This is a genomic window from Pseudoalteromonas sp. (genome assembly GCF_018402495.1).
In the GTDB taxonomy this organism is placed as follows: domain Bacteria; phylum Pseudomonadota; class Gammaproteobacteria; order Enterobacterales; family Alteromonadaceae; genus Pseudoalteromonas.
In genome coordinates this window covers 601,327-627,294 of the sequence record NZ_JAGYIU010000001.1, presented here as the reverse complement: position 1 = coordinate 627,294, position 25,968 = coordinate 601,327, and the positions used below count along the sequence as shown (strand labels likewise).

General features: G+C 40.6%; 21 protein-coding genes and 2 pseudogenes. 6 read left to right on the top strand and 17 right to left on the bottom strand.

Translation table 11 applies throughout. From position 1 onward, the window contains the following. Positions 1–55 precede the first annotated feature (55 nt). Positions 56–928: a LysR family transcriptional regulator gene (locus KG708_RS02875; protein ID WP_366513570.1), complete on the bottom strand. Its 873-nt coding sequence runs from the start codon at positions 926–928 to the stop codon at positions 56–58. A 130-nt stretch (positions 929–1,058) separates the two neighbouring features. On the opposite strand from KG708_RS02875, the gene KG708_RS02870 reads away from it, so the two are divergent. Together KG708_RS02870 and fghA are read left to right on the top strand one after the other, a co-directional pair. Further along, entirely contained in the window at positions 1,059–2,180 is a 1,122-nt protein-coding gene (locus KG708_RS02870) for an S-(hydroxymethyl)glutathione dehydrogenase/class III alcohol dehydrogenase (RefSeq protein ID WP_213608037.1), read from the top strand. Positions 2,181–2,246: 66 nt separating this feature from the next. Continuing rightward, positions 2,247–3,089, top strand: a complete 843-nt coding sequence (fghA, locus tag KG708_RS02865; protein WP_213608036.1) for an S-formylglutathione hydrolase — start codon at positions 2,247–2,249, stop codon at positions 3,087–3,089. On the opposite strand, the gene KG708_RS02860 is transcribed toward fghA, so the two are convergent. Next, a complete protein-coding gene (locus KG708_RS02860; RefSeq protein WP_213608035.1) occupies positions 3,043–3,417 on the bottom strand; it encodes a hypothetical protein in 375 nt (124 codons plus the stop codon). The two genes, fghA and KG708_RS02860, sit on opposite strands and share 47 nt — an antisense overlap. 220 nt (positions 3,418–3,637) lie before the next feature. On the opposite strand from KG708_RS02860, the gene KG708_RS02855 reads away from it, so the two are divergent. After that, complete coding sequence (locus KG708_RS02855; protein ID WP_213608034.1) at positions 3,638–4,822, top strand: acyltransferase family protein; 1,185 nt, start codon at positions 3,638–3,640, stop codon at positions 4,820–4,822. 56 nt (positions 4,823–4,878) lie between these two features. Here KG708_RS02855 and KG708_RS02850 read toward each other — a convergent pair whose 3' ends face one another. Further along, complete coding sequence (locus KG708_RS02850) at positions 4,879–6,786, bottom strand: beta-ketoacyl synthase (RefSeq protein ID WP_213608033.1); 1,908 nt, start codon at positions 6,784–6,786, stop codon at positions 4,879–4,881. Positions 6,787–6,914: 128 nt separating this feature from the next. On the opposite strand from KG708_RS02850, the gene KG708_RS02845 reads away from it, so the two are divergent. Further along, positions 6,915–7,925 (top strand): helix-turn-helix domain-containing protein, encoded by a 1,011-nt coding sequence (locus tag KG708_RS02845; RefSeq protein ID WP_213608032.1) that lies wholly within the window; start codon positions 6,915–6,917, stop codon positions 7,923–7,925. Positions 7,926–8,283: 358 nt separating this feature from the next. On the opposite strand, the pseudogene KG708_RS02840 reads toward KG708_RS02845, so the two are convergent. From KG708_RS02840 to KG708_RS02805, 8 genes and pseudogenes are all read right to left on the bottom strand, one after another. Continuing rightward, positions 8,284–8,676 (bottom strand): annotated as a pseudogene (locus tag KG708_RS02840) (endonuclease/exonuclease/phosphatase family protein); the annotation flags it as partial. A gap of 55 nt (positions 8,677–8,731) precedes the next feature. After that, a complete protein-coding gene (gene tnpA, locus KG708_RS02835) occupies positions 8,732–9,166 on the bottom strand; it encodes an IS200/IS605 family transposase (protein ID WP_087532237.1) in 435 nt (144 codons plus the stop codon). A gap of 118 nt (positions 9,167–9,284) precedes the next feature. Beyond that, a pseudogene (locus KG708_RS02830) lies at positions 9,285–9,911 on the bottom strand (endonuclease/exonuclease/phosphatase family protein); the annotation flags it as partial. 268 nt (positions 9,912–10,179) lie between these two features. Further along, complete coding sequence (locus KG708_RS02825; RefSeq protein WP_213608031.1) at positions 10,180–11,103, bottom strand: spore coat protein U domain-containing protein; 924 nt, start codon at positions 11,101–11,103, stop codon at positions 10,180–10,182. Beyond that, complete coding sequence (locus KG708_RS02820; protein ID WP_213608030.1) at positions 11,100–13,838, bottom strand: fimbria/pilus outer membrane usher protein; 2,739 nt, start codon at positions 13,836–13,838, stop codon at positions 11,100–11,102. Before KG708_RS02820 ends, KG708_RS02825 begins: the two co-directional genes overlap by 4 nt. A gap of 2 nt (positions 13,839–13,840) precedes the next feature. Beyond that, complete coding sequence (locus KG708_RS02815) at positions 13,841–14,581, bottom strand: fimbria/pilus periplasmic chaperone (RefSeq protein WP_213608029.1); 741 nt, start codon at positions 14,579–14,581, stop codon at positions 13,841–13,843. A gap of 11 nt (positions 14,582–14,592) precedes the next feature. Next, entirely contained in the window at positions 14,593–15,102 is a 510-nt protein-coding gene (locus KG708_RS02810; RefSeq protein WP_213608028.1) for a spore coat U domain-containing protein, read from the bottom strand. Positions 15,103–15,168: 66 nt separating this feature from the next. Next, a complete protein-coding gene (locus KG708_RS02805; RefSeq protein WP_213608027.1) occupies positions 15,169–15,705 on the bottom strand; it encodes a spore coat U domain-containing protein in 537 nt (178 codons plus the stop codon). 605 nt (positions 15,706–16,310) lie between these two features. Between KG708_RS02805 and KG708_RS02800 the strand changes: the two genes are divergently transcribed. After that, entirely contained in the window at positions 16,311–17,510 is a 1,200-nt protein-coding gene (locus KG708_RS02800) for an Nramp family divalent metal transporter (RefSeq protein WP_213608026.1), read from the top strand. Positions 17,511–17,584: 74 nt separating this feature from the next. Here the strand turns inward: KG708_RS02800 and KG708_RS02795 are convergent, their stop codons facing one another. Beyond that, a complete protein-coding gene (locus KG708_RS02795) occupies positions 17,585–18,046 on the bottom strand; it encodes a hypothetical protein (protein WP_213608025.1) in 462 nt (153 codons plus the stop codon). Between KG708_RS02795 and KG708_RS02790 the strand changes: the two genes are divergently transcribed. Beyond that, a complete protein-coding gene (locus KG708_RS02790; protein ID WP_213608024.1) occupies positions 18,031–19,215 on the top strand; it encodes a PQQ-dependent sugar dehydrogenase in 1,185 nt (394 codons plus the stop codon). The genes KG708_RS02795 and KG708_RS02790 overlap by 16 nt on opposite strands. Positions 19,216–19,637: 422 nt before the next feature. Here the strand turns inward: KG708_RS02790 and serS are convergent, their stop codons facing one another. Genes serS through KG708_RS02765 form a run of 5 tightly spaced genes read right to left on the bottom strand, consistent with a single transcriptional unit; the run spans position 19,638 to position 25,776 of the window. Further along, positions 19,638–20,942, bottom strand: coding sequence for a serine--tRNA ligase (gene serS / locus KG708_RS02785; protein ID WP_213608023.1), 1,305 nt, complete (start codon positions 20,940–20,942; stop codon positions 19,638–19,640). A 9-nt stretch (positions 20,943–20,951) separates the two neighbouring features. After that, positions 20,952–21,332 carry a fluoride efflux transporter CrcB gene (crcB, locus tag KG708_RS02780; RefSeq protein ID WP_010389726.1) on the bottom strand — a complete coding sequence of 127 codons (381 nt, stop codon included), beginning with the start codon at positions 21,330–21,332 and terminating at the stop codon, positions 20,952–20,954. Further along, the gene (locus tag KG708_RS02775) at positions 21,325–22,668 is read right to left on the bottom strand and encodes an AAA family ATPase (protein ID WP_213608022.1); all 1,344 of its coding nucleotides are present in this window, start codon (positions 22,666–22,668) and stop codon (positions 21,325–21,327) included. Before KG708_RS02775 ends, crcB begins: the two co-directional genes overlap by 8 nt. Next, positions 22,661–23,287 (bottom strand): outer membrane lipoprotein chaperone LolA, encoded by a 627-nt coding sequence (gene lolA, locus KG708_RS02770; protein ID WP_213608021.1) that lies wholly within the window; start codon positions 23,285–23,287, stop codon positions 22,661–22,663. The genes KG708_RS02775 and lolA overlap by 8 nt, the downstream gene beginning before the upstream one ends. Next, entirely contained in the window at positions 23,287–25,776 is a 2,490-nt protein-coding gene (locus KG708_RS02765; protein WP_213608020.1) for a DNA translocase FtsK 4TM domain-containing protein, read from the bottom strand. The genes lolA and KG708_RS02765 overlap by 1 nt, the downstream gene beginning before the upstream one ends. Positions 25,777–25,968 lie beyond the last annotated feature (192 nt).

Genomic DNA, 25,968 nt, shown 5'->3' with positions numbered 1-25,968 from the left:
AAATAATTTATAAATCTGATACTTGGCTATATTTTAAACACGCAAGTGTTCTTTACTAAGTTTTCAGCCCTGTCATTAAATAATCAAGTAATACGCGTACATTGGTTGCAACAAACTGTCGCGCAGGATAAAGCCCCCATACTCCCTCTTGTTGAGGCTGATAATTTGTTAAAACAGGCACTAACTGAGCGTTTTTAATTTCATTATCAACGTAATAATCAGGCAATTGAACAATACCCAAACCTTGTTTGGCGGCGTCTACTAATGCCCAACCACTATTACAAAGCAACCGCCCTGCTACCTTAATATGTTTATCACGGCCATTTTCATTTACCCGCCAATAACTACTATTGCCTATCAAACATTGATGCTGGTTAAGCTCACCTAACGTATGGGGCTCGCCAAAACGTGCTAAATAAGTAGGTGCAGCACACATAATAAATCGTCGTGAGCCCAAACGCCGCGCTTTTAAGCTTGAGTCTTTTAAATGACCCAATCTAATGGCTAAATCAAAGCCACCCTCTAATAAGTTTTCTTGCTCATTCGAGAGCGTTGCAATCACCTCTACCTCGGGATGATCATGCATAAATGAATGCACAATCGGCATAATAAAACTTTCACCATACATAACCGGTGCTGTTAATTTAATTTTACCTTTAGGTGAGGTTTGTACCGATGCTAAGCCTTGAGTGGCCTCGTCCATTGCGTGCTGTAAATGTTTAACTTGGTGTAAAAACTGCTCGCCCTCTTTGGTTAACACAACCTTGCGAGTGGTACGTGTTAATAATTGCGTATTTAACCGTTGTTCAAGCTTTGTAACATGGCGGCTAATATGAGCAACCGATAAACCTAACGCTTGCGCAGCGTGAGTAAAACTTCCCTCTTCGCCAACAGCAATAAACTCATCAATACCTTCCCAACGCATAATTATTACCATACTGTAAAAGTGTTTTATTAAATTGAAGATTATCATTATCTGAGAAACAAATACAATAACCTCATCACCCAAACAGTATGGGTCTACAATTCATATTCAAACCACTACAAAGGATATACACATGTCTGAATTTATAAAATCAAAAGCAGCGATTGCCTGGGGCCCTAATCAGCCTTTAAGCGTTGAAGAAGTTGATGTGATGATGCCTAAAAAAGGCGAAGTAATGGTAAAAATCACTGCCACTGGTGTATGCCATACAGACGCTTTTACTTTATCAGGTGAAGATCCTGAAGGTATTTTCCCCGCTATTTTAGGTCATGAAGGCGCTGGGGTGGTTTACGCTGTGGGCGAAGGCGTTTCAAGTATAGAAGTTGGCGATCACGTTATTCCTTTATACACCGCAGAATGTGGTGAATGTAAAATGTGTACTTCAGGTAAAACTAACTTGTGTTCAGCAGTACGCGAAACGCAAGGTAAAGGCTTAATGCCAGATGGCACCACTCGCTTTTTCAAAGATGGCGAGCCTATTTACCACTATATGGGTACATCTACATTTTCTGAATACACAGTATTGCCAGAAATCTCATTGGCTAAAGTAAACAAAGAAGCGTCGTTAGAAGAAATTTGTTTATTAGGCTGTGGTGTCACTACCGGTATGGGCGCTGTAACAAATACGGCTAAAGTAAAAGCGGGCGATACGGTGGCTATTTTTGGTTTAGGCGGTATTGGTTTATCTGCCATTATTGGCGCTAAAATGGCTGGTGCTAGCCGTATTATTGGTATTGATATTAATACCTCTAAGTTCGATTTAGCGACTAAACTCGGTGCTACCGATTTAATTAATCCAAAAGACTTTGACAAGCCAATTCAAGAAGTCATTGTTGAAATGACCGATGGCGGTGTTGATTACTCATTTGAATGTATTGGTAATGTTGATGTAATGCGCTCTGCGCTTGAGTGTTGTCATAAGGGTTGGGGAGAGTCGGTGATTATTGGTGTAGCCGGTGCTGGCCAAGAAATTTCAACTCGTCCGTTCCAACTTGTTACTGGCCGTGTATGGCGTGGTAGCGCATTTGGTGGTGTTAAAGGCCGCTCACAACTTCCTGAAATTGTTGAGCGTTACATGGCGGGTGAATTTGCGCTAAACGACTTTATCACTCATACCATGAGCCTAGAAGAAATTAACGATGCCTTTGATTTAATGCATGAAGGTAAAAGTATTCGTACTGTAATTCATTACTAATACGCAAATTTTATTAAATTACCATCACAAGCCGTTGCTATTAAGTAACGGCTTTTAAGGATTGTTATGTTAGAAAATATCTCAACAGCAAAAGTGGCTGGCGGATGGCATAAGCAATACAGCCATAGCGCTTCAAGCACTCGTTGCACTATGCGTTTTGCAGTTTTTTTACCACCAGGCGCCAGTGAAACCAATAAGGTGCCGGTACTGTACTGGTTGTCAGGTTTAACCTGTACCGATGAAAACTTTATGCAAAAAGCGGGCGCATTTAAAAAAGCAGCGGAGCTGGGTATCGCTATTGTAGCGCCAGATACCAGCCCACGTGGTGAAAACGTGCCAAACGAAGACAGCTACGATTTTGCACAAGGTGCTGGGTTTTACCTTAATGCCACAAAAGCGCCCTACAACACCCATTTTAATATGTATGATTATGTTGTTAATGAGTTACCCGCTCTCATTGAGCAACACTTTCCTGTTACAGATAAAAAAGCAATTAGTGGTCATTCGATGGGCGGCCACGGTGCATTAATGATTGCACTTAAAAACCCTAAAGCGTATACCAGCGCTTCGGCATTTAGCCCAATTGTTAACCCAATAGATTGCCCTTGGGGTATTAAAGCCTTTACTGGCTACTTAGGTGACGACAAAACAACGTGGGCACAATACGATAGCTGCGAATTAATGCAACAAGCCAAACAAGCTGATTATTTACCTATGTTGGTCAGCCAAGGTGATGCTGATAACTTTTTAGAAGAGCAACTTAAGCCACAAAACTTGGTCGATATCGCTAATAAAAAAGCGTATCCGCTGCAGCTCGAAATGCACGCTGGCTACGATCATAGTTACTTTTTTATTAGTAGCTTTATAGACCAACACTTATTATTTCATCATCAGTTTTTATCGGCTTAGGCGTATGAGTGTGTGGTGACGATTTATCGACCTCTACACACTCTTTAAGATTTTTTGTGATCTGTCGGCATTTTCTAATAGTACCGTCATCTCCTTTTACTAAATCAAATACTGCAGAGTCTATTTTTAAACCAAGCTCGGTAAAAGAAAATCCCTCTTTGTTTACAGGAACAGGCTCTAGTGGTTTTTTATAAGGAGTGAAACGAGCAGGATTATTCATGCTTTGGTTATAATCTGCATTTGAAACAGCTTGCCCATCCAATACAGCACCAAAAAAGGTACAACCATTGAGCATAGTTAATACCGATAAAATGAGTATTTTTTGCATTTTTAGTCTTTTAATACTGTGTACATCATTACGTTCTTGATGTACTGTTCTGTAAGTGAATATAGTAACCTATCAAAAAAACTAAACTGTAAAAATATGTTAGCAACCGAAATTATAAACAGTGATAGCTCACGCAAAATTACTGCCTTAACATCCTCGCAAATTGATATAATATAACATATAATCAAGTTCATTTTTTCATTCTTGTTAATTGTATTTTATGTCATTATCTTTATCGCAAAGTCGCTTGCATCATATTGATCTATTGCGCGGCATTATCATCATATTTATGGTGATAGACCACGGCATGTATTATTGTCTACATTATTCAGTGACCGATCCCATGACCATACCCGCAACAGATGCGCTTACTTTTTTTACACGCTTTATCTCACACTTTTGTGCACCATTATTTGTTTTTTTAGCGGGTCTATCTGCAGCAATAACTGAACATAAATACGCGAGTACTCGTCAGTTTGCTAACGCTTTAATAGTTCGAGGCTTAGTGCTTATTTTATTTGAGTTTACTATTGTGTCATGGTCTTGGAGTTTCAATCCCGCGTTTCCAATGTTATATGCTCAAGTAATATGGGCAATTGGCTGGGGCTTTGTGGTGCTTGGCTTGCTTCGCTTAACGGGTATTTATTCTGTGATGATTGTAGGTGGTTTACTGGTATTTGGTCATAACCTTTTTGATGGCATTACCTTTGAAAGCAACACCATCGCGCATACACTCTGGTCTATCGTTCATCAAAAAAATGTATTAGCACTGCCATTTGGTTTTTCTGTTAGAACAACCTACCCTGTCGCGCCCATTGTTGGACTCATGTGTTTGGCTTATTGCGCAGGTGTTTATTACAAATCCCAGCATTACAGTAAAAAAGTGATGAATTACGCGTTGATTATGGGTATAAGCTGCCTAGCACTTTATTCAATATTACGTGGCTTTAATGTATACGGTGATATGTCACAGTTTTCTGTATACACAGATCCATTGCACACTATTATGTCGTTTTTAAATCCAACTAAATATCCGTTGTCACTACAATTTATGTTATTGACTGTAGGGCTTGGTTTGATTGCGCTAAAACTGTTGAGCCACTTAAACGCTAGTTTTTCGCAAAACTTTCTACAAGTGCTTGGTAAAACCAGTATGTTTTCCTACCTCGCTCACTTGTATTTACTGCATGCTATCAGTTGGCTTTTAATACCTGCTCTTGGTTTTAACTTTAGTGATATGACCTATGGTGAAACCCTTGTTGGTCTGCCTGCAGGGTATGGTATGAGTTATATTGCAACTATGGCGATGATAGCTGTAGTGGTTGTGCTTACCGCCTTACTCGCTAAGCGCTACTTAAACTGGAAGTATCGTAATAAAAACAGCCTTATTGCTAAATATATTTAGATTTTTAGTCATTAAAAAAGGCGCTTAAAAAGCGCCTTGCTAACAAGTATGTGTGCTTAGAACATATCTTGATAGGAGTTTGTTGCACTAAAGGTAATTGCTTTTTCAAAGCCTGGCAGCTGAATGCTGTGCTCATCTAAAACAATTTCATTCTCATCAATTAAACCATCACCAAAACGATAAATTAACGAGTATTTCCCTAAGTCTGCTTGTGTTTGGTATGTATGTTGCGCTGCTTTTACTTGGCTATGTTTTTCAGCGTAATTATTTATTTCAGCGTCACCATAACGCTTAGCCAACATTTTTAATGTTACTTTTGGTGAAAGCACTGTGGCCGTTGCATTATTACCACCAAACCCTTTTGAGTTTATAAAGGCAATGTCCATATCACCACACTCATAGTGACTGTTACGAATATCTAAATGATCGGCATAAACATCGTCAGCAATTTTATCTATGGTGGTAATACCTGGCATGATATTGTGGCTAAATACACCTAAGGCGATGGCAAGCTGGTCGCCACTGGCAGGTGCTATAGTATGGCCAACATAGGCTTTAGGGGCGGTTACTTTCCAGCTATTAATAGCAAACGATTGCGCTACTTTATGATAAATTAATGATTCAGTAACACGGTTTTGTGGTGTGCTTGAGCCATGGGCTAAAATAAAGCTACGCTGTTGCAGTGCCTCTTTTCCTAACAAACTACTAGCAAGTGCAACCGATTTCGCCATGGTTATATAGTTACCAGGCCCAGGTGAGGTAATTGATTTTTTTACTCCATCGGCGTTAACAAATACATCAGGCACGCAGCCCATAATGTCTGCACCAAGTTCAAGTGCCAGCCCATCATCCATTAAAATAGCAACTTGTGCGCCCTCACCTAAAGTAAAGCCACAATTTTCCCCAAATGGGCGGCTGCTTCTACGATAATCAGGTTCATCGTCATTACTTAAATTATCTAAGCGGCGCAAACCTTCAATATTAGCCAGCGCACTCATATTGCCAAAACCTTCAACCACTTCAGGGGTAATAGCACACTCTACACTTGCCACAATTGCAACGCGTGTACGCCCTGCTTGAATATCGTTTACCGCTGCGCGTAAATTATATAAAAAGGTGGCACATGCGCCTGAAGTTGAAAAAGTAGTCCCCACATTACCGGTCACATAGGCGTTAATAAAATCGGTCGACATTGTATTTAAACCCAGTGCAAGCTGTTTAGTGCTGACACGATCGCCCTGCTGGCGAGCCTTAACTAAACCACCTAAGCCTTTATCATCCATTTGGCCAATAACCGATGCTGAATAGGTACCAATTTTATCAGGCTCTACGCTATTCATAATGTGTTGCCAATCAAGCCCTGTTGATTTAATTGCATCGGTGGCAGCAAATATGGTCGCTTGTAAACCGCGAGGCTGGTAGCGGCTATTGTACATTATTGACGGATCAAACCCGGTAGGAAATTGCCCTGCTGACTTTATTGGGTTGTCGCGAGTAGAATCGTGCTTTACGCTAAGCTCAGCAGCAATAGTTACTTTCACTTTTTTATTATCAAGCGCTTCTACGTGCCAACTTTCAGGTACTGGCGAAGGTAAATCACGACTGCGTGTTACAAACACAATCGCGTTTTCATCAGACGCGGTTAAGGTCATTTTTTGCTGCCAAGGTGTGGCATCAACATCAAAGTGTTGTTTTTCAATTTTACGAATCAATGTACCTGCAATAATTTGCTCACCAAAGCGTGCTTCAATGTCGCTTTGCTCAACATGATTGCCTTGCATGTCTTGAAGTTGCCCATTCACAACACTGACTAAATTCATTAATGTGGCAAGGCCTAAAAATGTCTCTTGTCGCGCTTGTGACGCTAAGCTATCTAACACGATACGACGATAACCTTGATGAAAAGACGTACGGCCAGCGGCATTAATGCCTCCCATACCTACAATGACGGGTAATGCGGTCATAATTTACCTTTTAAAAAACGTGTTACAACAATATGACCTCAGTTTAATTGGATTACCCACATAGCTTTGTGCTTTAATAGCCAAATATTAAGCATAAAAGGCCACATTTAACTGGTCGGAGCATTGAAATGGACAAAAATCAAACACCCCCACCGTTAAATATCGCCATTGCTGTTTACTCACACCTGCTGGTAACGAGTTTAACCCTGCCAATTGAAATGCTCAGAGCAGGTGAAGCGTTTGACAAGGGGCATACTAGTAAAAAAAACTTCAGAGCACTGAATATCCATTTAATTGCAAAAAACATGGCTCCTATTACAACCAGAACAGGTTTAGCCATCGTGCCTGATTGCAGCAGTGATCATGCCCCTTATTGCGATTTAATTATCGTACCCGGTATTTGGCGTAATCCCCGCCCGGTTGTTAAATCGAATCAACTAATAGTTAACTGGCTTAATGAGAGTTTTACCATGGGAAGCCATATTATTGGGGTTGGTACCGGCAACTGTTTACTAGCAGAAGCCAGTTTGCTCGATGGGCACCCTGCAACCACGCATTGGCATTACGCTAGGCAATTTTCACAAGATTACCCAAACGTCAGCTTAAAACCCGATTTTTTTATCACTCAATCTGAGCGTATCTATACCGTAGCCAGTTTAAACGCCTTAGCTGACGTAATTGTGCATATTATTAGTCAATACTATGGTAAAGAAGCTGCGCAACATGTAGAGCGCAACTTTTCTCATGAAATACGTAAACCCTACGAAGACCAACGCTATTTAGAAGGAGCCGTTAACCGACATGCTGATGAACTTATTGCACAAATTCAATTTTGGCTAAAAACTAATTTGTCGAGTGAACTCAATTTACAAGAAGTCGCAGCACAATTTAGCTTAAGCTACAGAACCTTTACCCGTCGCTTTAAGGCGGCAACCAATCAAAGCCCCATAGAATATTGGCAGCAGTTGCGCGTAGAAGGCGCTAAAGAATTATTAGCTTCATCGAATTTATCAATTCAAGAAGTGGCGTTAGAAGTTGGCTATAACGATCAAGGACACTTAACTCGTGTGTTTAAAAAGGTATTGAGCCAAACCCCAAGCGAATACAGAAAAGTAGTCAGAAGAAAGCTATTTGGTTAGTATTTCCTTCCCCTTATTTTTAGGCCATTAACTAGGGTCTATTGACCTTTCAAGGTTAAATTTGCAGCAGCCTGTTTGGTATTTAGGCAAAGCAGAGCCTATGTAGTGTGGTTGTTCCTCATAAATAGGCGGTAACGCAGCATCAATGCCAAACAGGCGTTGCCCTTCGGGTTCTGCCTAGGGGCGATTAAACCGCCCCTAGTTTGAACAAATTGTAATCCAAAAAGGTCAACAACTCTAAGGTTAATACACTAACCTTAAAACACGAGAATAAAAAAAGGGAAGTACATCAAGACACCTATTGAGCGACTCGATATTAATTATGCCAGCAGCTGACAATGCCTAGTAACAAAACACGTTACGACCTTAATGATAAAGTAATCAAGATCACGGCGTGATCAGTACTTAAATCATCACGCTCAAATTCAGGGTTAATTAAATGGCGATCATAAGTATGGTAATGGCTCACCTCAAAAAAGCTGTCATCGTAACGTGGATCAAACTCGCAAGATAGTAAAATATAGTCAAGCACTGCACTGCTCGCGCCAAAATAATGAGTAGGCTTACGTTTTAAATCCATTGTATTTTCATCATCTTGACTAACCAAGTTTAATTGCAACCTTTTGAATAAATGCCATGCATCATTCAAACAATATTTGGCAAGGTAGTTTTTGCAATCAAAAGCCGGAGCAAATCGAAGTGTATTCGTTAGTAAATGACTTAATACACCATCGGCTAAGTTATTGTAAAAGATCCACCTTCTAAAGAAGGTGGCTTTGAATTAGCCCCCTAAAAGGGGGCGTTGTTTACTCCAGTGTTAACTGAGCTTGCTCTTGTCTCTCTTCTTTCTGCTGATGCCTGACATATCTCCGTATTACTTCTTCATTTATGCCTACCGTGTCAACAAAATACCCTCGCTGCCAAAAATGATTACCCCATAACTTATTCTTTCTTAAGTACGGATATTTACTAAACATTTTTAACGCTATTTTACCTTTCAATGCCCCCATTAATTTTGAAATTGACAGCTTTGGTGGCACTTTTACTACTAAGTGTACGTGATCTATTTGTACATTCAGCTCAACAACTTTGCACCCAAGCTGTTCACAATAGACCTGAATGCATCTGTATACATCCCTGCCTACTTTGTTTTTAAGGATCCTAAATCTATATTTCGGTGTCCAAACTATATGATATTGACATCGCCAATACACATGCGATGCTTTCTCGTATCTACTCATGTTTTTTCCTTTTGTGACTTCGCTAAAAATCAACCTAGGAATTAACATGAGTACTTTTTACAGGCAAAGCCTATTTGATGATAACCACCTACTGAAGTAGGTGGTTTAGGGGCTGAAAATTAAAATCGCCCATTAAAATCATTGGGTTTTGTGTAGATTCGCGGCGTGCAATGATGTCTATCATCAGTAATGTAGCTTCGCTGCCGCGCTGAATAGTTGAGCCCCAACTCCCAGCTATATCGGCTTTTAATAGCTCGATAATATTTTTTTCGGGTGTGAGGTCTTTGTTTTGCTCATCAAGCTCTATCATTGAGCGCTTAGACTTAAAATGCACCACATAACAATCCGTGTTGCCGATATGCGGTAAGGTTATTGTAGCTCTAAGCACCTTTCGGCTAAATGTAAAATCCTCAGTTAAACCAAGGGTGCTGGCAAGCTCATGGTCGTGCTCAACACTTGTCACTTCAACGATGGGGTATTTAGCAGCAAGCGCTACTACAGGGCGTTTGTAAATAAAGTTGTCGATTACCTGGGCCTCATCTACCACGGCAAAGTATGCATAGCCTTGCTCTTTTAATAATTTTTTAAGCGAATCAATGCTAAATACCTCTTGAAAACCAATCACATCTGGCTGATGCTCTGCTAGGTAATCAACAATCCATCGCTGTTTTTTAGCCCACTGCTCTGCGGTATAAATACGTTCAAATTCGTAGTAAGCATTAGGTGGCTCAAGGTAGTTAAACAGGTTAAACGTTGCAATTTTCACTTCATTATTATTAATTAACCACCCCTTTAAGCCATTGATAATTAAGTTATTCTTTATTATTTATGCTAATATATATCATATAGGTCTTTTCAAAACATGCATTAACAATATTAGCAAATGGCGTGAGTTAGTGAATATCGAAAAACAAAAAATGTAACTCAATGCAAACCTTATTATGTAAGAATTCGACAAAAGATTGATATATTCATTGTAATCTATTGGTAACTTATATTCAGGAACTTTTTTATCAAAACTCCACTATTATTCTCACACGATCTTTATATAACCCTGGGACTGGGAATCTATCATCTACCAATGTTTCCACTAAAAATTGAAATGCTTGGTTATTACCAATACCAACTCCGGCAACACTAGCGCCAACATCTGGACCAATAAGAGTATTCCCATCAGTAGTAGAGATCTTATAAGCAATGTTTTCACCGTTAAGAGCCATGTTTCGACTTCCATTAATAAAATTATCGCCTCCGTCAACAAAGTACTGATAACTAAGCTGTTTTGTACAGTTTACATCAAAAGGTAAAATAGCACTGTGGATATCACCTAAATAAGACACCATACCTAAAGAAACATCTGATGTCTTCACACTACAGCTAGCTGTTACATCGAGTTGTATATTAATAATTACACTCGAAGAACCTTTATCGCGTCCAAGGCAAATACCAAGTAAACCAATGCCTGAACAATAATCCCATTGCCAAAAAATAGTAATCGAATCACTATATGAACCAACACCGACATTTGCTGTAGCAGTTGATAAATAAATTGGGATAGTACCATCATCGCCAAATAGTCCTAACAGGTCCAATAAATTAAATGAGCCGAAGCTAACGGTCTCATTTAGAGTAAATGGATCAGTACGTTCTGGCGAGGTATAAAGGGTATAAGGGATTGAGTCTCCACTTGTTGAGTTCAATTGAAAATTAGCACCCACTAAAGTGGCATCAATTTTACTGTAGTCTAACAAATTAACAAAGCCTGAACAGGCAAAGTCAGAGCTAAATGATGTTTCGATCACCCCTATTGATACTGAGTTTGAACTAAACGAACCTAAATTTTGATTGCTGTTTCCTCCAACGACACAACCAGCAATTGCCGTTTCACCGACCATGAACAGTATAGCGCTGCAGCACAATTTACTTATGGTATTCATACTGACTCTCCTCGGGTCATAATATATACTAATCTATCCGATTTATGTGTTGAATATAAACTTTGCCTCAATTGTTTGTTTACCATGCAAGTAGTTGGTAGCGGGTAGTAATGATGTTCGTAATCAGAATAGTCCAATTGTAAGACTTGGCCGCTCTTTATATTTTGCGGATTAGGTAAAGTTGTTGGGTATTTAAATATATAAGATGATATGAGAGGCAGTGTAACGGTTGAGTCGGCATAAGCCTTTATTTTTTGATCCAAGTGTGTGATAAGTGTTATTGTCCCTTCTTTTAAAAATTTATCTTCAAAAAAAGCCTCTATCAAATGTACCTCACAGATATACTCTTCATTCTTTAGATCAACATAGTGAGCTTCACAGCCTTCATTATTTATATTTATTGCTTCTGGAGTTGCGCTCTCATTCAGTCTCTCAGATTGCTTAAAAGCAGTTTCTGTTGCACTTTCTTGGCAAAGTAGCGGACCAATAATAGGTATATCTTCACTTTCTTTCACATAAGGGAACTCTAAAGTACACTGTTTATCATCCCATTTTAAAATTAGGGTGTTATTGTCTTGTAACTTTTCTAGATATAGCTCACCATCCCAGCCAACAAAATTATCACCCTGCTCCCCATTTAAACTAGCGACTGTACCAACGGGAATCGGCTGCCCACTCTTATCATTGAGAATAATAATGGCAGCTTTAGTTTGGTAAAGTTCAAAATCGACATCTACGCCATGATTTTCAGCTGCCATGATTTGCACTCTATCGTTTATCACATTGGTATCTATTGGTAAGGTTTTAGTACTAATACTAATATTAACGGGGTTGTATGATGCTAGCCCTGTAACTAATAAAACACCATTTTCATCCGATTCTCCCACAACCTGATTCTCTACTAATACGGGGACATCTGCAATTCCACCTGTCGAGACAACAGCAAATGTATCAGCAATGCGATTCCCCATAAGCACACTATTTTTAGAAAGCACTAAAGATCCAGAAAGCTGTCCCCAATAACCACTCGAACCACCGCGATTGTAATAACCCGAACTTAGCTCTATTTTATCTGTTCTCCAACTACCATTTGCTGACAACTCACTAGAACCTACTACATTACTCATCGATCCCTTAAAGCCACGGTTACCAATACGTGAAATAGAAGCCGATGCAACAGTACGGTTTTCACTTCGATTATTGTGTACATGGCTAATACTCGCTCTTGAGCGTTGACCAAAGGGGATCGATAAATTTAGACCTAAACTAACATCCTTAGTATTCAGATCAAAATTAGCACTAGCTGATAACGATGAGCTCCCCAACGATTGATTATAAAAACCCGATACAAGTTGTCGATTGTCATTATCGAACTTTTCAATGTCAAAATAACCAATTCCTAATGAAACTCCATTACCAAATGAGTATGCAGCATTAGCTTGAGCCTCTCGCTTTATTGGTAACACAAACTGAGTAGTACCAATATCACGATAACCTGATTGTTGCTGCTTTACTTGTGCCGAAAACCCCCAGTTGTCTGCCTGAAAACGATATCCTGCAGAACCTAGCCAACCACTATTAGCGCTATCTTTACCATGGGATAAAGCAAACGAAAAAACTCCAACATTGGCAAAAGTAAAATCAGTCCCGATCCCTAAATTGTAAATACCTTCATTGAGTTCTAGGTGACTTGAAAGAGTAATACTATTCGTTAGGCCATAACGGACATCGGCTATGCCTGTTAGATTTGAATCATAGTCAAAAGATCTTATACCGAAGTTTTGCCTCAACACACCTAGGTTAAGGTCGTAATCATAAACCCCTTCTCTTAATAATTCAGGAGCAACATAAAACTGTAAGTCGCGAGTGACTGCTTGACCGTTTATATCAGTTGTTATTATGCTTGCGCTGGCAAAACCATTTATCTTAGGTTCGCTATCTATGACAAACTTGCCAGGTTCAACGTTACCGTTAAACATTTTGTAATTATTAATAAATACCTCCACATCAGAAGGTAAAACCGCACTACCAATGAATTCAGGATATGGGTAACTGACAAATTTTGGGTTTAACTCAAACCGACGAGATAGTTTTATTCCTCCCATTCTAACTTGCCTCGCCCAAGAGCTTCCGCCTGAAATCATGTCGCCAACACGCCAGTAACGCATCTTTTTTTCGTCATTGTATTGCCAAAAGCTGTCATAACGAGTTACCCCTTCAGAGACTGCATTGTTATTTTTGCTATTCCACTCTTTGCGCAAGTTTGCGGTTGTTTCAAAAATACCTACTTCAGAAAATGCTCTCCATTGTTGTAAGATATCAGTTGTAGCTGTACCTGATTCATAATCGCGATAGTAAATGTCGTAATTTAACAAAGCTCCTCGAGACTTAGTTATAGGAAGCATACTTTCTCTTTTATTAGAAATGATTTGAGTTGGGAACATATCTGAGTCTGCTGTTAAATATAATCGCTGTGTCTCATAACTATATTTGCAACTAATTCGTTGCAAACCACAATAATCAACCTTACCAGTTAGCCCACTTGCGTAGTCACTTAATGGTGAATTATCAAGTACTTTATCAGTACTCCAAAAATGATCATTAGTATGATCAAACTCTACAAGTTCATTAACTAATACGCTATTTAAGTACACATCTAAAAATAGTGTCTCAGCAGATAAGGTTGAAGAGCAGCAAGCAGCGGCAACAAATATTACTTTCATTGGTGTATTCATAGCTACCTCTTATCTGATTCAATCTCCACATCAACACCATTAATTTCTGCATACAATGTCGATGATGTAGTCAATGCAACTGGTGGGATATTAAAAAACTCTTGACTGTTTGCTCGCACATAGCCTAATAATCCGCCAAAAATAACGGTTTCTTTACCCGTGCTGTCACTAAAGCGTAATTTTGAAATCCTGGCATGGCCGTTAGCTTGATTGTTAAATCCAATTTGATTAATTGCTTTGTTGTGTGAATAACTAATTGCCCGGTTCCATATACTTTTTAGTTGACTAAAGTTGTTAGTACGAGCAACCGAAAGATCAGGCCCCCCGATAAAAAGCGGCAAAGCGTAACGTACTTGCAATAACAGGCCTTGTTCTGATTTTTTGTCATTACTAGGAATCTCGTCTAAGAACACACGATATAAGCGTTCCTGGTCGATATTACTTGCAAGACCAGTATTAACAATACGAACAACTTGTTGCTTTCCAGGAAAGATATTTAAAAACGCTGGACTGGCAATAACCTTAGGTTTTGATTGTGTTGTATCGCTTGAATCCCAGTTACGTATACGTATTTGAATTTTCATTGGAGAGTTGCTGTTGTTTTGTAGTTTCAATATTGCCGCTTTTTCACCTGACGGGATATCAATATTAACTGGTGAAATTAATAATTCAGCTGCGCTAAGTCTGCAGATACTAAAGAACGCAAGCATCCCAAATAAAACAATTAGGCTAATGTTCTTCATTGTGTGTCTCCTTAGAAGATAAGTACAACTTCAATATTGTCATTGTAAACCCCGGCTGAAGGTGTAACTGGCTGAGGCGCAATTGATACAAAAATAGGCAACCACTCAAACAAACCACTAGCAGTTCCGCTAACCGCATTTGCATCATCCCAAACCTGAGACCGTCCAACATCCTGATAAAGCTGATATGGGACTAATTCTCCGGTAGAGCTATTTAATAATTTTCGGCCGCTGCTATCTGTTGCATTTAATCCATTACCCAGCTCGATTCGATAACTTAAATTCGGTGAACAACGAAAGCCTATAGAACCACTACCTTGGTTCGATGTGGTTTGAGCGCCATAAGTTAAGCTACTGTATTCACCAAAACTTATTACACCAAATGAGGATGCACCACTGCCATTATCTAAAATGCAACCTTGTTCTATTTGGATACTTATCTCACTGGTATCTTCAGATTGAGCAGCAAACAAAATAAAAGGAGTGATAGCGAGTAGCGCGAGTAATGAGTTAGTTTTCATACCTCATATCCCCGTAATGATGAAATTATGGCGTCATTCTCAATGATTAAATGACGCCCCAGTGAACTACCATGAAATAGTCATACGCACTGTATCTAAGTAATCACCTGCAGCAGGTGTAGTTTGTCCTGCCAATACACGCCCATAAATAGTCAGTGGTTGTGCCGCGCCTGTACCTGTTAGTGCAAAAGATTCTGGACCTTCACCCCAACGTACCGAGCGAGCAGCATCTTGATAAAGTTCATAACTCACAAAATCTAATCCACCTCTCGATACACGACGTTGACCTGACTGCGGATTCGAGCCATCGTCAAGTGAAACATTGTAAGCAAGGCTAGAGTTACAAGTTAGTTCGATACTACCTGCACCTGCTGAGCCAGTTGATTCTGCATCAATAAATAAATCCAAATTGCTTTGCTCTCCAAAGTCAACTGATGCAAATTTATTGATTCCTGCACCGGCATCAGTGGTACCGTTGATAGCACAACCCTGTCCGATAGTTAAAGATACATCAACATCACCACGTATTTCACTCGCAAATGACGAGCTAATAGTGATTGATGAAGCTGCTAACATAGTGATTACTAAATTTGATTTTTTCATATTCCACCTCAGTGTCGCTTTATTAATATTGCTTTTGGTTCACTGTTAAGTAGCATAATGAGTGCCAACACACACAACAAAATAAAAACTATAAATATTAGTTACTTATGATTTTTACTTTATTTTTTTACTTTTATTTATTTAATTGATTTGCAAAATGCAACTCAACATATGCATTTTGCAAATTTCAGGATTAGAAATAAGCACCATTTGTTTACTCTGTTTTGGCTAAAATAAACGACATTGCAATTTAGAGCTCCCTTAGCATCACAAAAGAGATAACAAAGCCCTCAAAAGAATTATTTTTAGATGCAATGTTGACCAAAAGTTCAGATAGGCAGTTATTCGTTCATTAAGTAAGCTTACCGATAAACATTTGAGTGTTTTTTACGCAAACGCACTACACCCCCTTTAAATTTATATATAAGTTGGTATGCTACGCGACCTTTTTTAACATATGATTATCATCAAAAAAAGGTTTGCCAAGGGGCGGCTATCGCTGCAAGGCACTTAATATAAGTGGCAGCAATAATACAGGCATCGCGTTATAAAACGTTAGATGTAACTTTAAATAGCAATATGCAAAAGTACTATTAAGGTCAACTATGCGATTAGGACCAGGACTACTTGTCACCGCTGCCTTCATTGGACCAGGGACTATTACTACCGCCAGCGTGGCAGGTGCAAACTTTGGTTTTGCACTCATATGGACATTACTGTTTTCAGTTTTAGCCACTATATTATTACAATCTATGGCGGCACGCCTAGGCGTAGCCACCGGGCAAGATTTAGCGCAAGCGCTAAGAGCTCACATTGAAACGCCCCTATTTAAAACCCTTGCTATATTTTTAGTAATAAGCGCTATTGGAGTAGGCAGTGCAGCCTATGAGGCAGGTAACTTAAGTGGTGCCAGCATGGGATTAATTGAAATATTTCCTCAGGTAAATGCCCAGCTTTGGACGCCACTCATTGCTTTTTTAAGTGCGGCATTGCTGTATAGCGGAAAACACAAAGTGGTTGAAAACGCACTCATTTTACTGGTTATTTTAATGAGCCTAGTGTTTATATCTACGCTGGTAATGGCTGCTCCCTCGCTGAGTGATGTGTTAGCAGGCTTTATTCCTAGTATGCCTGAGGGTTCAATTACCACCGTATTGGCATTAGTGGGCACCACCATAGTGCCGTATAACTTATTTTTACACTCAGGTGTTTTAGCTGCAAGGCACGACAGCAAAAGTGATAAACAAAAAGTCATCAAGCAAACTAATGTAGACACTGGCGTATCTATCGCCTTAGGTGGCGTGATCACGCTGGCTATTTTATCAACCGCGTCAGTGGCATTTTATGGCACAGATGCAGGGCAAATTAGCGCTGCCAACATGGCGGTACAACTTGAGCCATTACTTGGCGATGCCGCCCATTACTTTTTTGCTATTGGCTTATTTGCAGCAGGTTTAACCAGCGCAATAACAGCTCCCCTTGCCGGTGCATATGCAGTATGTGGCATGTTAGGTTGGCCAAATAAAATGGATAACACCCGCTTTAAAAGCGTTGCGATTGTTATTTTATTATTTGGTGCAGCGGTGGCATCTCTGGGGTTAGACCCTGTTGCCGTGATAATTTTTGCACAGGCCGCCAATGGCTTATTATTACCAATTGTAACTGCCTACCTTGTTTGGCTAGTTAACCAAAGCTCTGTAATGGGTAAATACACTAACTCAGTATTGATAAACTTACTTATCTTACCAGTGTTAGTGCTTATTTTTGGCTTAAGTGGTTACAAGCTGTTTAGTTTGATTTTTTGATATCACGACGCAATTTATACACACAAAAGCCGCTATATTAATAGCGGCTTTTTACATTGCAGACCAATACTGACTTAAAAGCCGTGATGCGCTGCCTTGTGCTTATTTTCCTTAATAAGTTTTGCAAATACATAACCCCCTACTGCACCTGCACATAATTGCGCATAAAAACCCCAACCTCTTGCACCTGCAATAATAGTAATATTCATAATTGACTCAATCGCAATTAACGCGGTAGCAAATGCTACAATACCAGCAATAACAAATAGTTGTGTACCTTGCTTGTTCATTTTTTTAGCAATAAACCAAGTAACCAAAAACGCGATGGCAAGTGCTACAGCAATAATAGCGCCATAGGTCGGTAGCAAGCCAAGCCAATCTTCAAGGGTTACGTTAACACGATCATTAAAGCCCACTACAACACCTACATTAACTAATTGATTGACAACGTATTGACTATGAAACAAGCTAGCAAGAGTGAATGTAAGTAACCAAGAAACTAAAAATGACGGGAGTATACGTGTTAAAAACTGCATGGTTATCTCAACTTAAAATGAAACTTTTTCCTTACACTAGCAAAGGCTTGCAGGGTAAACAATCTCTACGTTGTATTACGCTACTGTCACTTTTAGCGTTTTCTTGTCACGCTAGTGCCGAGCTACCAACACAGCAATACACAGCTAGTACTTTAGCAACAGGGCTCAATTCACCGTGGAGTATGGTTAAACTCCCAAACAATACCTGGTTAATCACCGAGCGTGATGGCCATGTTGTTATCATTAAAAACAACCAACAAACCCGAGTTAAAATAAACTTCGAGGGCTTATACGTTGCAGGGCAAGGTGGTTTCCTTGATGTAGTGCTTTCGCCAAATTACAGTGAGTCAAAAGAAATAATATTCACTTACGCCCAAGGTGAGCTTGATGCAAACAGGCTAGTAATAGCCAAAGCCACGTTTGATGGTGCGCAATTTTCAACGCCAAAAATTATTTATAAAGTCGCCACCGATAAAGGCACACCGCAGCATTATTCTGGCCGCGCGCTTGTGCTGCCTGATAATACCTTATTATTTTCAAGTGGTGATGGTTTTGACTACCGCGAGCAAGCACAGGTTATTACCAGTCAACTTGGCAAAACATTACGCATAAACTTAAACGGCACAATACCAAGTGATAACCCGTTTCTTAGTCATAAAAACGCTAACGCGCATGCCATTTATTCACTCGGGCACCGTAACTTGCAAGGCTTGGTTTATGATTACGATACACAGCAAATTATTAGCCACGAACACGGCCCCGCAGGCGGTGATGAGCTTAACTATTTAACAGCTGGCACCAATTATGGCTGGCCAGTAATAACCAACGGTGACGATTATTCACAAGCACGTATTTCGCCCTTTAGAGACTACCCCGGAATGGCTAAACCAACCGTAGATTGGACGCCCTCCATCGCTCCATCAGGCATGGCGTATTATGGTTCTAACCATACAGCCTTCCCTTCACTGCAACGCCATGTCCTTATCACTACACTGGTCGATAAAAAGCTCTACAGCGTTAATTTAGCAAATGGTGAATACACCCAATCGCATATTTTCCCAGAAGCCACAGGCAGGCTCAGAGATGTGTTTGTCACTGCTGAAGGTAATGTAGCGATATTAACGGATGGAAAAGAGGCTAAGCTGATGTTGTTTAAAGCGATTAATTAATAAAGAGAGTTAAAACTCTGTTGGGTGGCGCCTTCGGCTTAACCAACCTACCTTTTAACGTAGGTCGGATAAGTGGCGAAGCCACGCCATCCGACAAAAATGATGAATTTACTTGGGACAACCCGACTTATCACGCTGTGCTTAATATGCAAAATAGCGGCTTAAATTAAGCCGTAATAAGATTTAAGTTCTGATATATGAGGTTAATATTTGCCTATATTGGTCTTCAACCAAATAGTCTTTAAATAAATCATGACACTCCATAGTTTGCATCAACTAGTTGACTAACAACAATATTTGAAATGTTTTCTTTAGACTTTCCTTCACCTTTTCCCATTTACCCACAACAAAAAAAGCCGCTGTTCGTTAAAACAGCGGCTTTTTTAATTAAAGCTTATAGCTAAAAGCTGACAGCTAGTACTTTAAGCTTTACCAATCACTTCAAGTCCACCCATGTATGGGCGTAATACTTCTGGTACTACTACTGAGCCATCGGCTTGTTGGTAGTTTTCAAGTATCGCAACTAGTGTACGCCCTACCGCTAAACCTGAACCATTTAGTGTATGAAGTAACTCTGGCTTTTTAGCGCCTTCACGACGAAAACGTGCTTGCATACGGCGCGCTTGAAAATCATGCATATTTGAACATGATGAAATTTCGCGATAGGTGTCTTGCGCTGGTAACCATACTTCTAAATCGTATGTTTTTGCTGCGCCAAAGCCCATGTCGCCCATACATAAAATCACTTTACGGTATGGCAATTCTAGCGCTTGTAAAATTTGCTCAGCATGGCCTGTTAGCTCTTCGAGCGCTTGCATTGAATCTTCTGGTTTTACAAGCTGTACAAGCTCTACTTTATCAAACTGGTGCTGACGGATTAAACCGCGGGTATCGCGACCGTAGCTGCCTGCTTCACTTCTAAAACATGGCGTGTGCGCTGTTAGGCGAATAGGTAAATCGCTCTCTTCGTAAATTTCATCACGTGCGCTGTTTGTAAGCGGTACTTCTGCCGTAGGAATAAGGCTAAAGCCAGCTTGCTGCTCGCCATCATCGTTCACTAGGCCTAACGTGTGGAATAAATCGCCGGCAAACTTAGGTAATTGGCTCGTACCGTAAAGGCTTGCACTATTAACCAAGTACGGAACATACATTTCTGTGTAGCCGTTTTTATCTGTGTGGGTGTCTAGCATGTATTGGGTAAGTGCACGGTGCATACGCGCTACTTGGCCGCGCATTACGGTAAAACGTGCGCCACTAATTTTAACCCCCATTTCAAAGTCTAGGCCGTTTAGGTCTTGCCCCACGTCAACGTGGTCTTTAACTTCAAAGTCGTACTTTTTAGGTGTACCCCACGTTAAAATTTCTACGTTGTCGTCTTCGTCAGCGCCTTCTGGTACCGACTCGTCCGGTAAGTTTGGAATTGCTAAGGCAATTTGTTTAATTGCTTCTAACACTTCGTCTTGCTCAGCTTTAGCTGCGTCTAATTCGCTGCCTAAGTTAGCAACTGCATCAAGCAATGGCTGTGCGTCTTCGCCTTTTGCTTTTGCTTGACCAATGGCTTTAGCACTGGCGTTACGTTGACTTTGAAGTTCTTGCGTTTGTACTTGTAATGTTTTGCGTTTTTCTTCAAGTTCAGTCACTACCGCTACATCTAGCTCATAACCACGTGCGGCTAAACGTGCTGCAGTTTGTTCGACATCTTGACGTAAATATTTAGAATCTAACATGTTAGTTTTTTAACCTTTTTGCATTACTAGCTGAAGGCCCAGCCAAGCCATAAAAATACACACCATCACGTTTAAGATGATATTGAGGGCCATTTTAATAAAGTGACCTTGTTGTAATAACAACAACGAATCCATTGAGAATGTTGAAAAGGTGGTTAACGCACCTAAAAAGCCAATTCCGATGAGGGTTTTAGCAGGACTGACGGCAATAACTTGTTTATCTATTAAACCGTATAAAATGCCCATCAACAATGAACCCAGAATATTAACCGTCAACGTGCCAAAAGGGAATCCCCTACCGAGGAGTTTTAGCATGGTTTCGCTAATAAAAAACCGTAAACAGGCTCCTGACGCTCCGCCAAGGGCTATCATCATGTAAAGTTTAATCATGCTCATAACGTTTTATTGGGCTTTGTGCGTCGCGCTCTTTTAAATAATCGAGCTTTTGTTTAATTTTTTGCTCAAGTCCACGATCACTTGGCTGGTAGTATTGTTTGCCATCCATTTCTGGCGGTAAATACTTTTCGCCAGCAGCAAATGCGCCTTCTTCGTTATGCGCGTAACGATACTCTGCGCCATAGCCTAAGTCTTTCATTAAATTGGTGGGGGCATTACGTAAATGTTCAGGTACGGGGTAACTCGGCTCGTTTTTAGCGTCTTGTTTGGCTTGATTAAACGCCATATAAACCGCATTACTTTTAGGTGCACTAGCCAAGTACAAAGTGGCCTGTGCAATGGCGCGCTCACCTTCGCTTGGGCCAACACGTTGGAATATATCCCATGCGTTCAAAGCCACTTCCATCGCTCGTGGATCGGCGTTGCCGATGTCTTCTGTGGCAATTGCTAATAAGCGCCTTGCAACATAAAGCGGGTCGCCGCCACCGGCTAAAATACGGCAGTACCAATAAAGCGCACCATCGGGCGAACTGCCCCGTACTGATTTATGAAACGCCGAAATTAAATCGTAAAATTCATCGCCGCCTTTATCGTATTTAGCTAAATGCGTAGGGAGTACTTGGCTCAGTACCTGTTCGTCTACGTTGTACTTGCTGTTTTGCTCAGTGGTTAAATCTACTGCTTGCTCGAGTAAATTAAGCACTTTACGAGCATCGCCACCGCTTGCTTGGCACAGCGCTTGTTTGGCGTTATCTGCAATCACGATTTGCTTTTGGCTTAATTGCTCATCTTGTTTAAGTGCACGCTCTATTACTGTGTATAAATCGCTTTCCTGCAAGGATTTTAAGACATACACCCTTGCGCGAGATAAAATCGCATTATTAAGCGCAAACGAGGGGTTTTCGGTGGTGGCGCCTACAAATATAAAAGTGCCATCTTCAATATGCGGTAAAAACGCGTCTTGCTGAGATTTATTAAAGCGGTGTACCTCGTCAACAAACATCAAAGTGCGCTGACCACGGCTTTGTAAGTTATCGCGCGCTTGGGTTACGCTGTCGCGTATATCTTTTACGCCCGCCGTTACTGCCGACATTTGAATTAGTTCAGCGTCGGCATGGTTGGCAATAATTTGCGCCAGCGTAGTTTTACCTACCCCCGGCGGCCCCCATAAAATTAAACTATGGCAGCGCCCTGCCACTATAGCTTGATGAAGAGGTTTATCAGCGCTGAGTAAATGTTGCTGCCCAATATAATCGTTAAGCGATAAAGGGCGCATACGCGCAGCGAGTGGGCGCACATCGGGCCCAAAGTTAAATCCTAAATTACTCACCGTTACTCTGATCGTCTATTTCTACACCCGCTGGCGGGGTAAATTCAAAAGTTGTTTTGTCAAGCTCAGTATTAACCTGTGCATTGCTAAATGTAAACGCAGACAGCTGGCCTGAGTTATCTTTAACTACCAATTTTGCAAGCCCTTGCTCGTTATCAGCAAAGCTAATATCAAGCTGCTCTACTTGGCTTTCAACCCCTTTATTAGGCGTAATACTAAAGCCTAAATCGGTAGCGAGCACGCTGTATTTTTCCCATTGCGCAGGGTCTTTAGAGGTGAGCAATATAAACGGCGTTGAGTCAATTAAACCGCTGGTTTTCATAATGGTTACTTGCTCAGCAAAGCTATCAAAGTAATAGGTTTTATCACCATTTGAAACAAATAAGGTGTCGTCTGGGTTAGTTTGCTGCCAGCGGATCATCATAGGCTGCTGCAATGCCAGTGTTCCTTCGCCTTGCATTACTGCTTGGCCTTCACCGTCGGTTACGTTTTGTTTAAATTGCGCTTTAAAGCTTTTTAAGATCGATAACTTATCTTGTAATGCTTGGCTGTCGTCAGCAAAGCTTGGCATCGCCACTAAACTGCCCAATACCAATAATAAACTACTTAATTTTTTCATTAATTTGCTCCATTAGGTACTAATACATCGCGCGCGCCGTTGTGTCCTGGGGCACTCACGATACCTGATGTTTCCATTTGTTCTACTAATCGTGCAGCACGGTTATAGCCTACACGTAATTTACGTTGCACTGATGATACCGATACCTTACCGCTTTCTATTACAAAGGCGACCGCTTCGTCATATAACGGATCTGACTCTTCATCGCCATTCTCGCTGGCTTCCCCTGGTAATAAAATGTCTTCAGTGGCATCGCCATTTAAAATTTCATCAATATAATTGGGTTTAGCACGGGCTTTCCAATCGTTTACCACAGCATGTACTTCATGGTCGTCTACAAACGCGCCATGCACACGCTCAGGTACACTGGTGCCTGGCGGTAAATAGAGCATGTCACCCATGCCTAATAAATTTTCTGCGCCTTGTTGATCAAGTATAGTGCGCGAGTCTATTTTACTTGATACCTGAAACGCCATACGTGTAGGTATATTCGCTTTAATTAAACCGGTTATTACATCCACCGATGGGCGCTGTGTTGCCAAAATTAAATGAATACCAGCAGCACGAGCTTTTTGCGCGATACGAGCAATCAACTCTTCAACTTTTTTGCCCACAATCATCATCATGTCAGCAAATTCGTCAATAACCACCACAATACTCGGTAGTTTATCTAGCTCGTCTGGGCCCTCTTTCATGCCATCAGTGTCTTTAAATAATGGATCCATAATGGGGTAGCCCGCTTCTTTAGCTTCCATTACTTTTTGGTTGTACCCTTTTAAGTTACGTACACCCAAAGCCGACATCAGCTTATAACGACGTTCCATTTCACCTACACACCAACGCAGCGCGTTAGCGGCTTCTTTCATGTCGGTCACCACTTCACACAATAAATGCGGAATACCTTCATATACTGACAGCTCAAGCATTTTCGGGTCAATCATGATCATGCGCACATCTTCAGGCCCCGACTTATACAGTAAGCTTAATATCATCACATTAACGCCCACTGACTTACCTGAACCCGTTGTACCTGCAACTAATAAATGCGGCATTTTTGCTAAATCGGCACACACAGGTTGCCCTGCGATATCTTTACCTAGCACCATGGTTAATGGCGATGGATTTTGCTCAAACTTCGGCGCATTTATAACTTCTGATAAACGCACTATTTCTCGGTACTTATTCGGCAGCTCAATCCCTATATAGGTTTTACCCGGAATAACTTCAACCACACGGACACTTATCGCCGAAAGCGAACGGGCTAAATCTTTTGACAGCCCTGTAATTTTAGACACCTTAATACCCGGTGCTAAATCAAGCTCAAAACGCGTTACAACGGGGCCTGGGTAAACTCCAACCACAGTTGCTTGTACATTAAAATCAAGTAGTTTTGTCTCTACAAGACGCGATACACTGTCGAGCTCTTCTTGTGAAATTGGGTTTTTCGCTTTATCGGGCCTATCAAGTAAATCCAGTGATGGCAATGGCCCTGGTGGTGGCTCTTGCTCTAACAATTGTTCAAACTTTTCTTTGGCGGTAGGTGGCGGTTGAAACCCTTGTTTTGGCTTGTTAATTGGCCTAGCTGGCGATACCACAGTAGTCACTGGTTTTTCAGGTTCAACAACGGGACTTTGATCAAGCGCATTGAGTGCAGCCTCTGTATCCATAGGCTCATCATCTATAGCACTAAAGCTAATTTCTTGATCGAGTATTTGGTCAAGCTCCTCAAACGGCATAAATTCGTCGTCTTGCGGTGCATTTACTTTACTTGTGGGTTTATCGAGTGCTTTTGGCTTGTTTACTTTTTTGTCGCTACCCTCAGGTTCTTGTTGGCGCGTATCGTCTTCAAAATAGGCATCTGGCTGATCGTTTTGCTCTTTACCTGCCATACGTTCACGTTGCATCCAACCGCGCACATAATTCAATAAAAATAAATAGCACTTAACAACTAAGTCTCCCAAGTAATCAACAAATTGAACCCACGACACCCCTGTTAGCAGGGTTAATCCTGCAAAAAAGAAGCACAACAATAAAATAGAGGTACCGGTAAAATTAAATGCCGGCATCATGGCCGATGCAACCACATCACCCACTACCCCACCAGAGGAAAAGTTATAAATATCATCAAAATTAATGCTACTGATAGCAGTGGCAGAGGTAATAAATAACGCAAAACCAATAACACGCAATCCAAGTGTGGTGTAATCGAGTTGCAAAATACGATGTGGCTGTTTAAATACCAGATAGCCAAGCAGCTGAATGGCCACAGGAACAAAATAAGCAAGCCAGCCAAAAGTGAGCAGCAGTAAATCGGCTATCCATGCACCTGCTGTGCCTGTAATATTTTTTACATTGGTAAACTCACCCGTTTGCGACCAAGCAGGATCGGCAGGATGAAAACTAATTAAAGCACATAAAATAAATACCGCCGCAAAGGTACTGACAATCAGCCCTGTTTCTAATAGTCTTTGTACACCGTTTAGGCGCATAATTAGCTATCCCTCATTATTATTTTTTACACTTCTACTTACACGCATATAAAGCAATGAAATACCTTAGCAGGAAATGTATTTTGATGCACTTTATCTTAACCATGATGGCCTGATTATGAACACGTTTTTATTATTTAATCATGCTTTTACTTAAGCAAAGCAAAATTGGCTGCAACAATAAAAGTATAT

Coding starts and splice junctions, on each gene's coding strand:
- KG708_RS02870 (WP_213608037.1), top strand. CDS start 1,059: ATGTCTGAATTTATAAAATCAAAAGCAGCGATTGCCTGGGGCCCTAAT.
- fghA (WP_213608036.1), top strand. CDS start 2,247: ATGTTAGAAAATATCTCAACAGCAAAAGTGGCTGGCGGATGGCATAAG.
- KG708_RS02860 (WP_213608035.1), bottom strand. CDS start 3,417: ATGCAAAAAATACTCATTTTATCGGTATTAACTATGCTCAATGGTTGT.
- KG708_RS02855 (WP_213608034.1), top strand. CDS start 3,638: ATGTCATTATCTTTATCGCAAAGTCGCTTGCATCATATTGATCTATTG.
- KG708_RS02850 (WP_213608033.1), bottom strand. CDS start 6,786: ATGACCGCATTACCCGTCATTGTAGGTATGGGAGGCATTAATGCCGCT.
- KG708_RS02845 (WP_213608032.1), top strand. CDS start 6,915: ATGGACAAAAATCAAACACCCCCACCGTTAAATATCGCCATTGCTGTT.
- tnpA (WP_087532237.1), bottom strand. CDS start 9,166: ATGAGTAGATACGAGAAAGCATCGCATGTGTATTGGCGATGTCAATAT.
- KG708_RS02825 (WP_213608031.1), bottom strand. CDS start 11,103: ATGAATACCATAAGTAAATTGTGCTGCAGCGCTATACTGTTCATGGTC.
- KG708_RS02820 (WP_213608030.1), bottom strand. CDS start 13,838: ATGAATACACCAATGAAAGTAATATTTGTTGCCGCTGCTTGCTGCTCT.
- KG708_RS02815 (WP_213608029.1), bottom strand. CDS start 14,581: ATGAAGAACATTAGCCTAATTGTTTTATTTGGGATGCTTGCGTTCTTT.
- KG708_RS02810 (WP_213608028.1), bottom strand. CDS start 15,102: ATGAAAACTAACTCATTACTCGCGCTACTCGCTATCACTCCTTTTATT.
- KG708_RS02805 (WP_213608027.1), bottom strand. CDS start 15,705: ATGAAAAAATCAAATTTAGTAATCACTATGTTAGCAGCTTCATCAATC.
- KG708_RS02800 (WP_213608026.1), top strand. CDS start 16,311: ATGCGATTAGGACCAGGACTACTTGTCACCGCTGCCTTCATTGGACCA.
- KG708_RS02795 (WP_213608025.1), bottom strand. CDS start 18,046: ATGCAGTTTTTAACACGTATACTCCCGTCATTTTTAGTTTCTTGGTTA.
- serS (WP_213608023.1), bottom strand. CDS start 20,942: ATGTTAGATTCTAAATATTTACGTCAAGATGTCGAACAAACTGCAGCA.
- crcB (WP_010389726.1), bottom strand. CDS start 21,332: ATGATTAAACTTTACATGATGATAGCCCTTGGCGGAGCGTCAGGAGCC.
- lolA (WP_213608021.1), bottom strand. CDS start 23,287: ATGAAAAAATTAAGTAGTTTATTATTGGTATTGGGCAGTTTAGTGGCG.
- KG708_RS02765 (WP_213608020.1), bottom strand. CDS start 25,776: ATGCGCCTAAACGGTGTACAAAGACTATTAGAAACAGGGCTGATTGTC.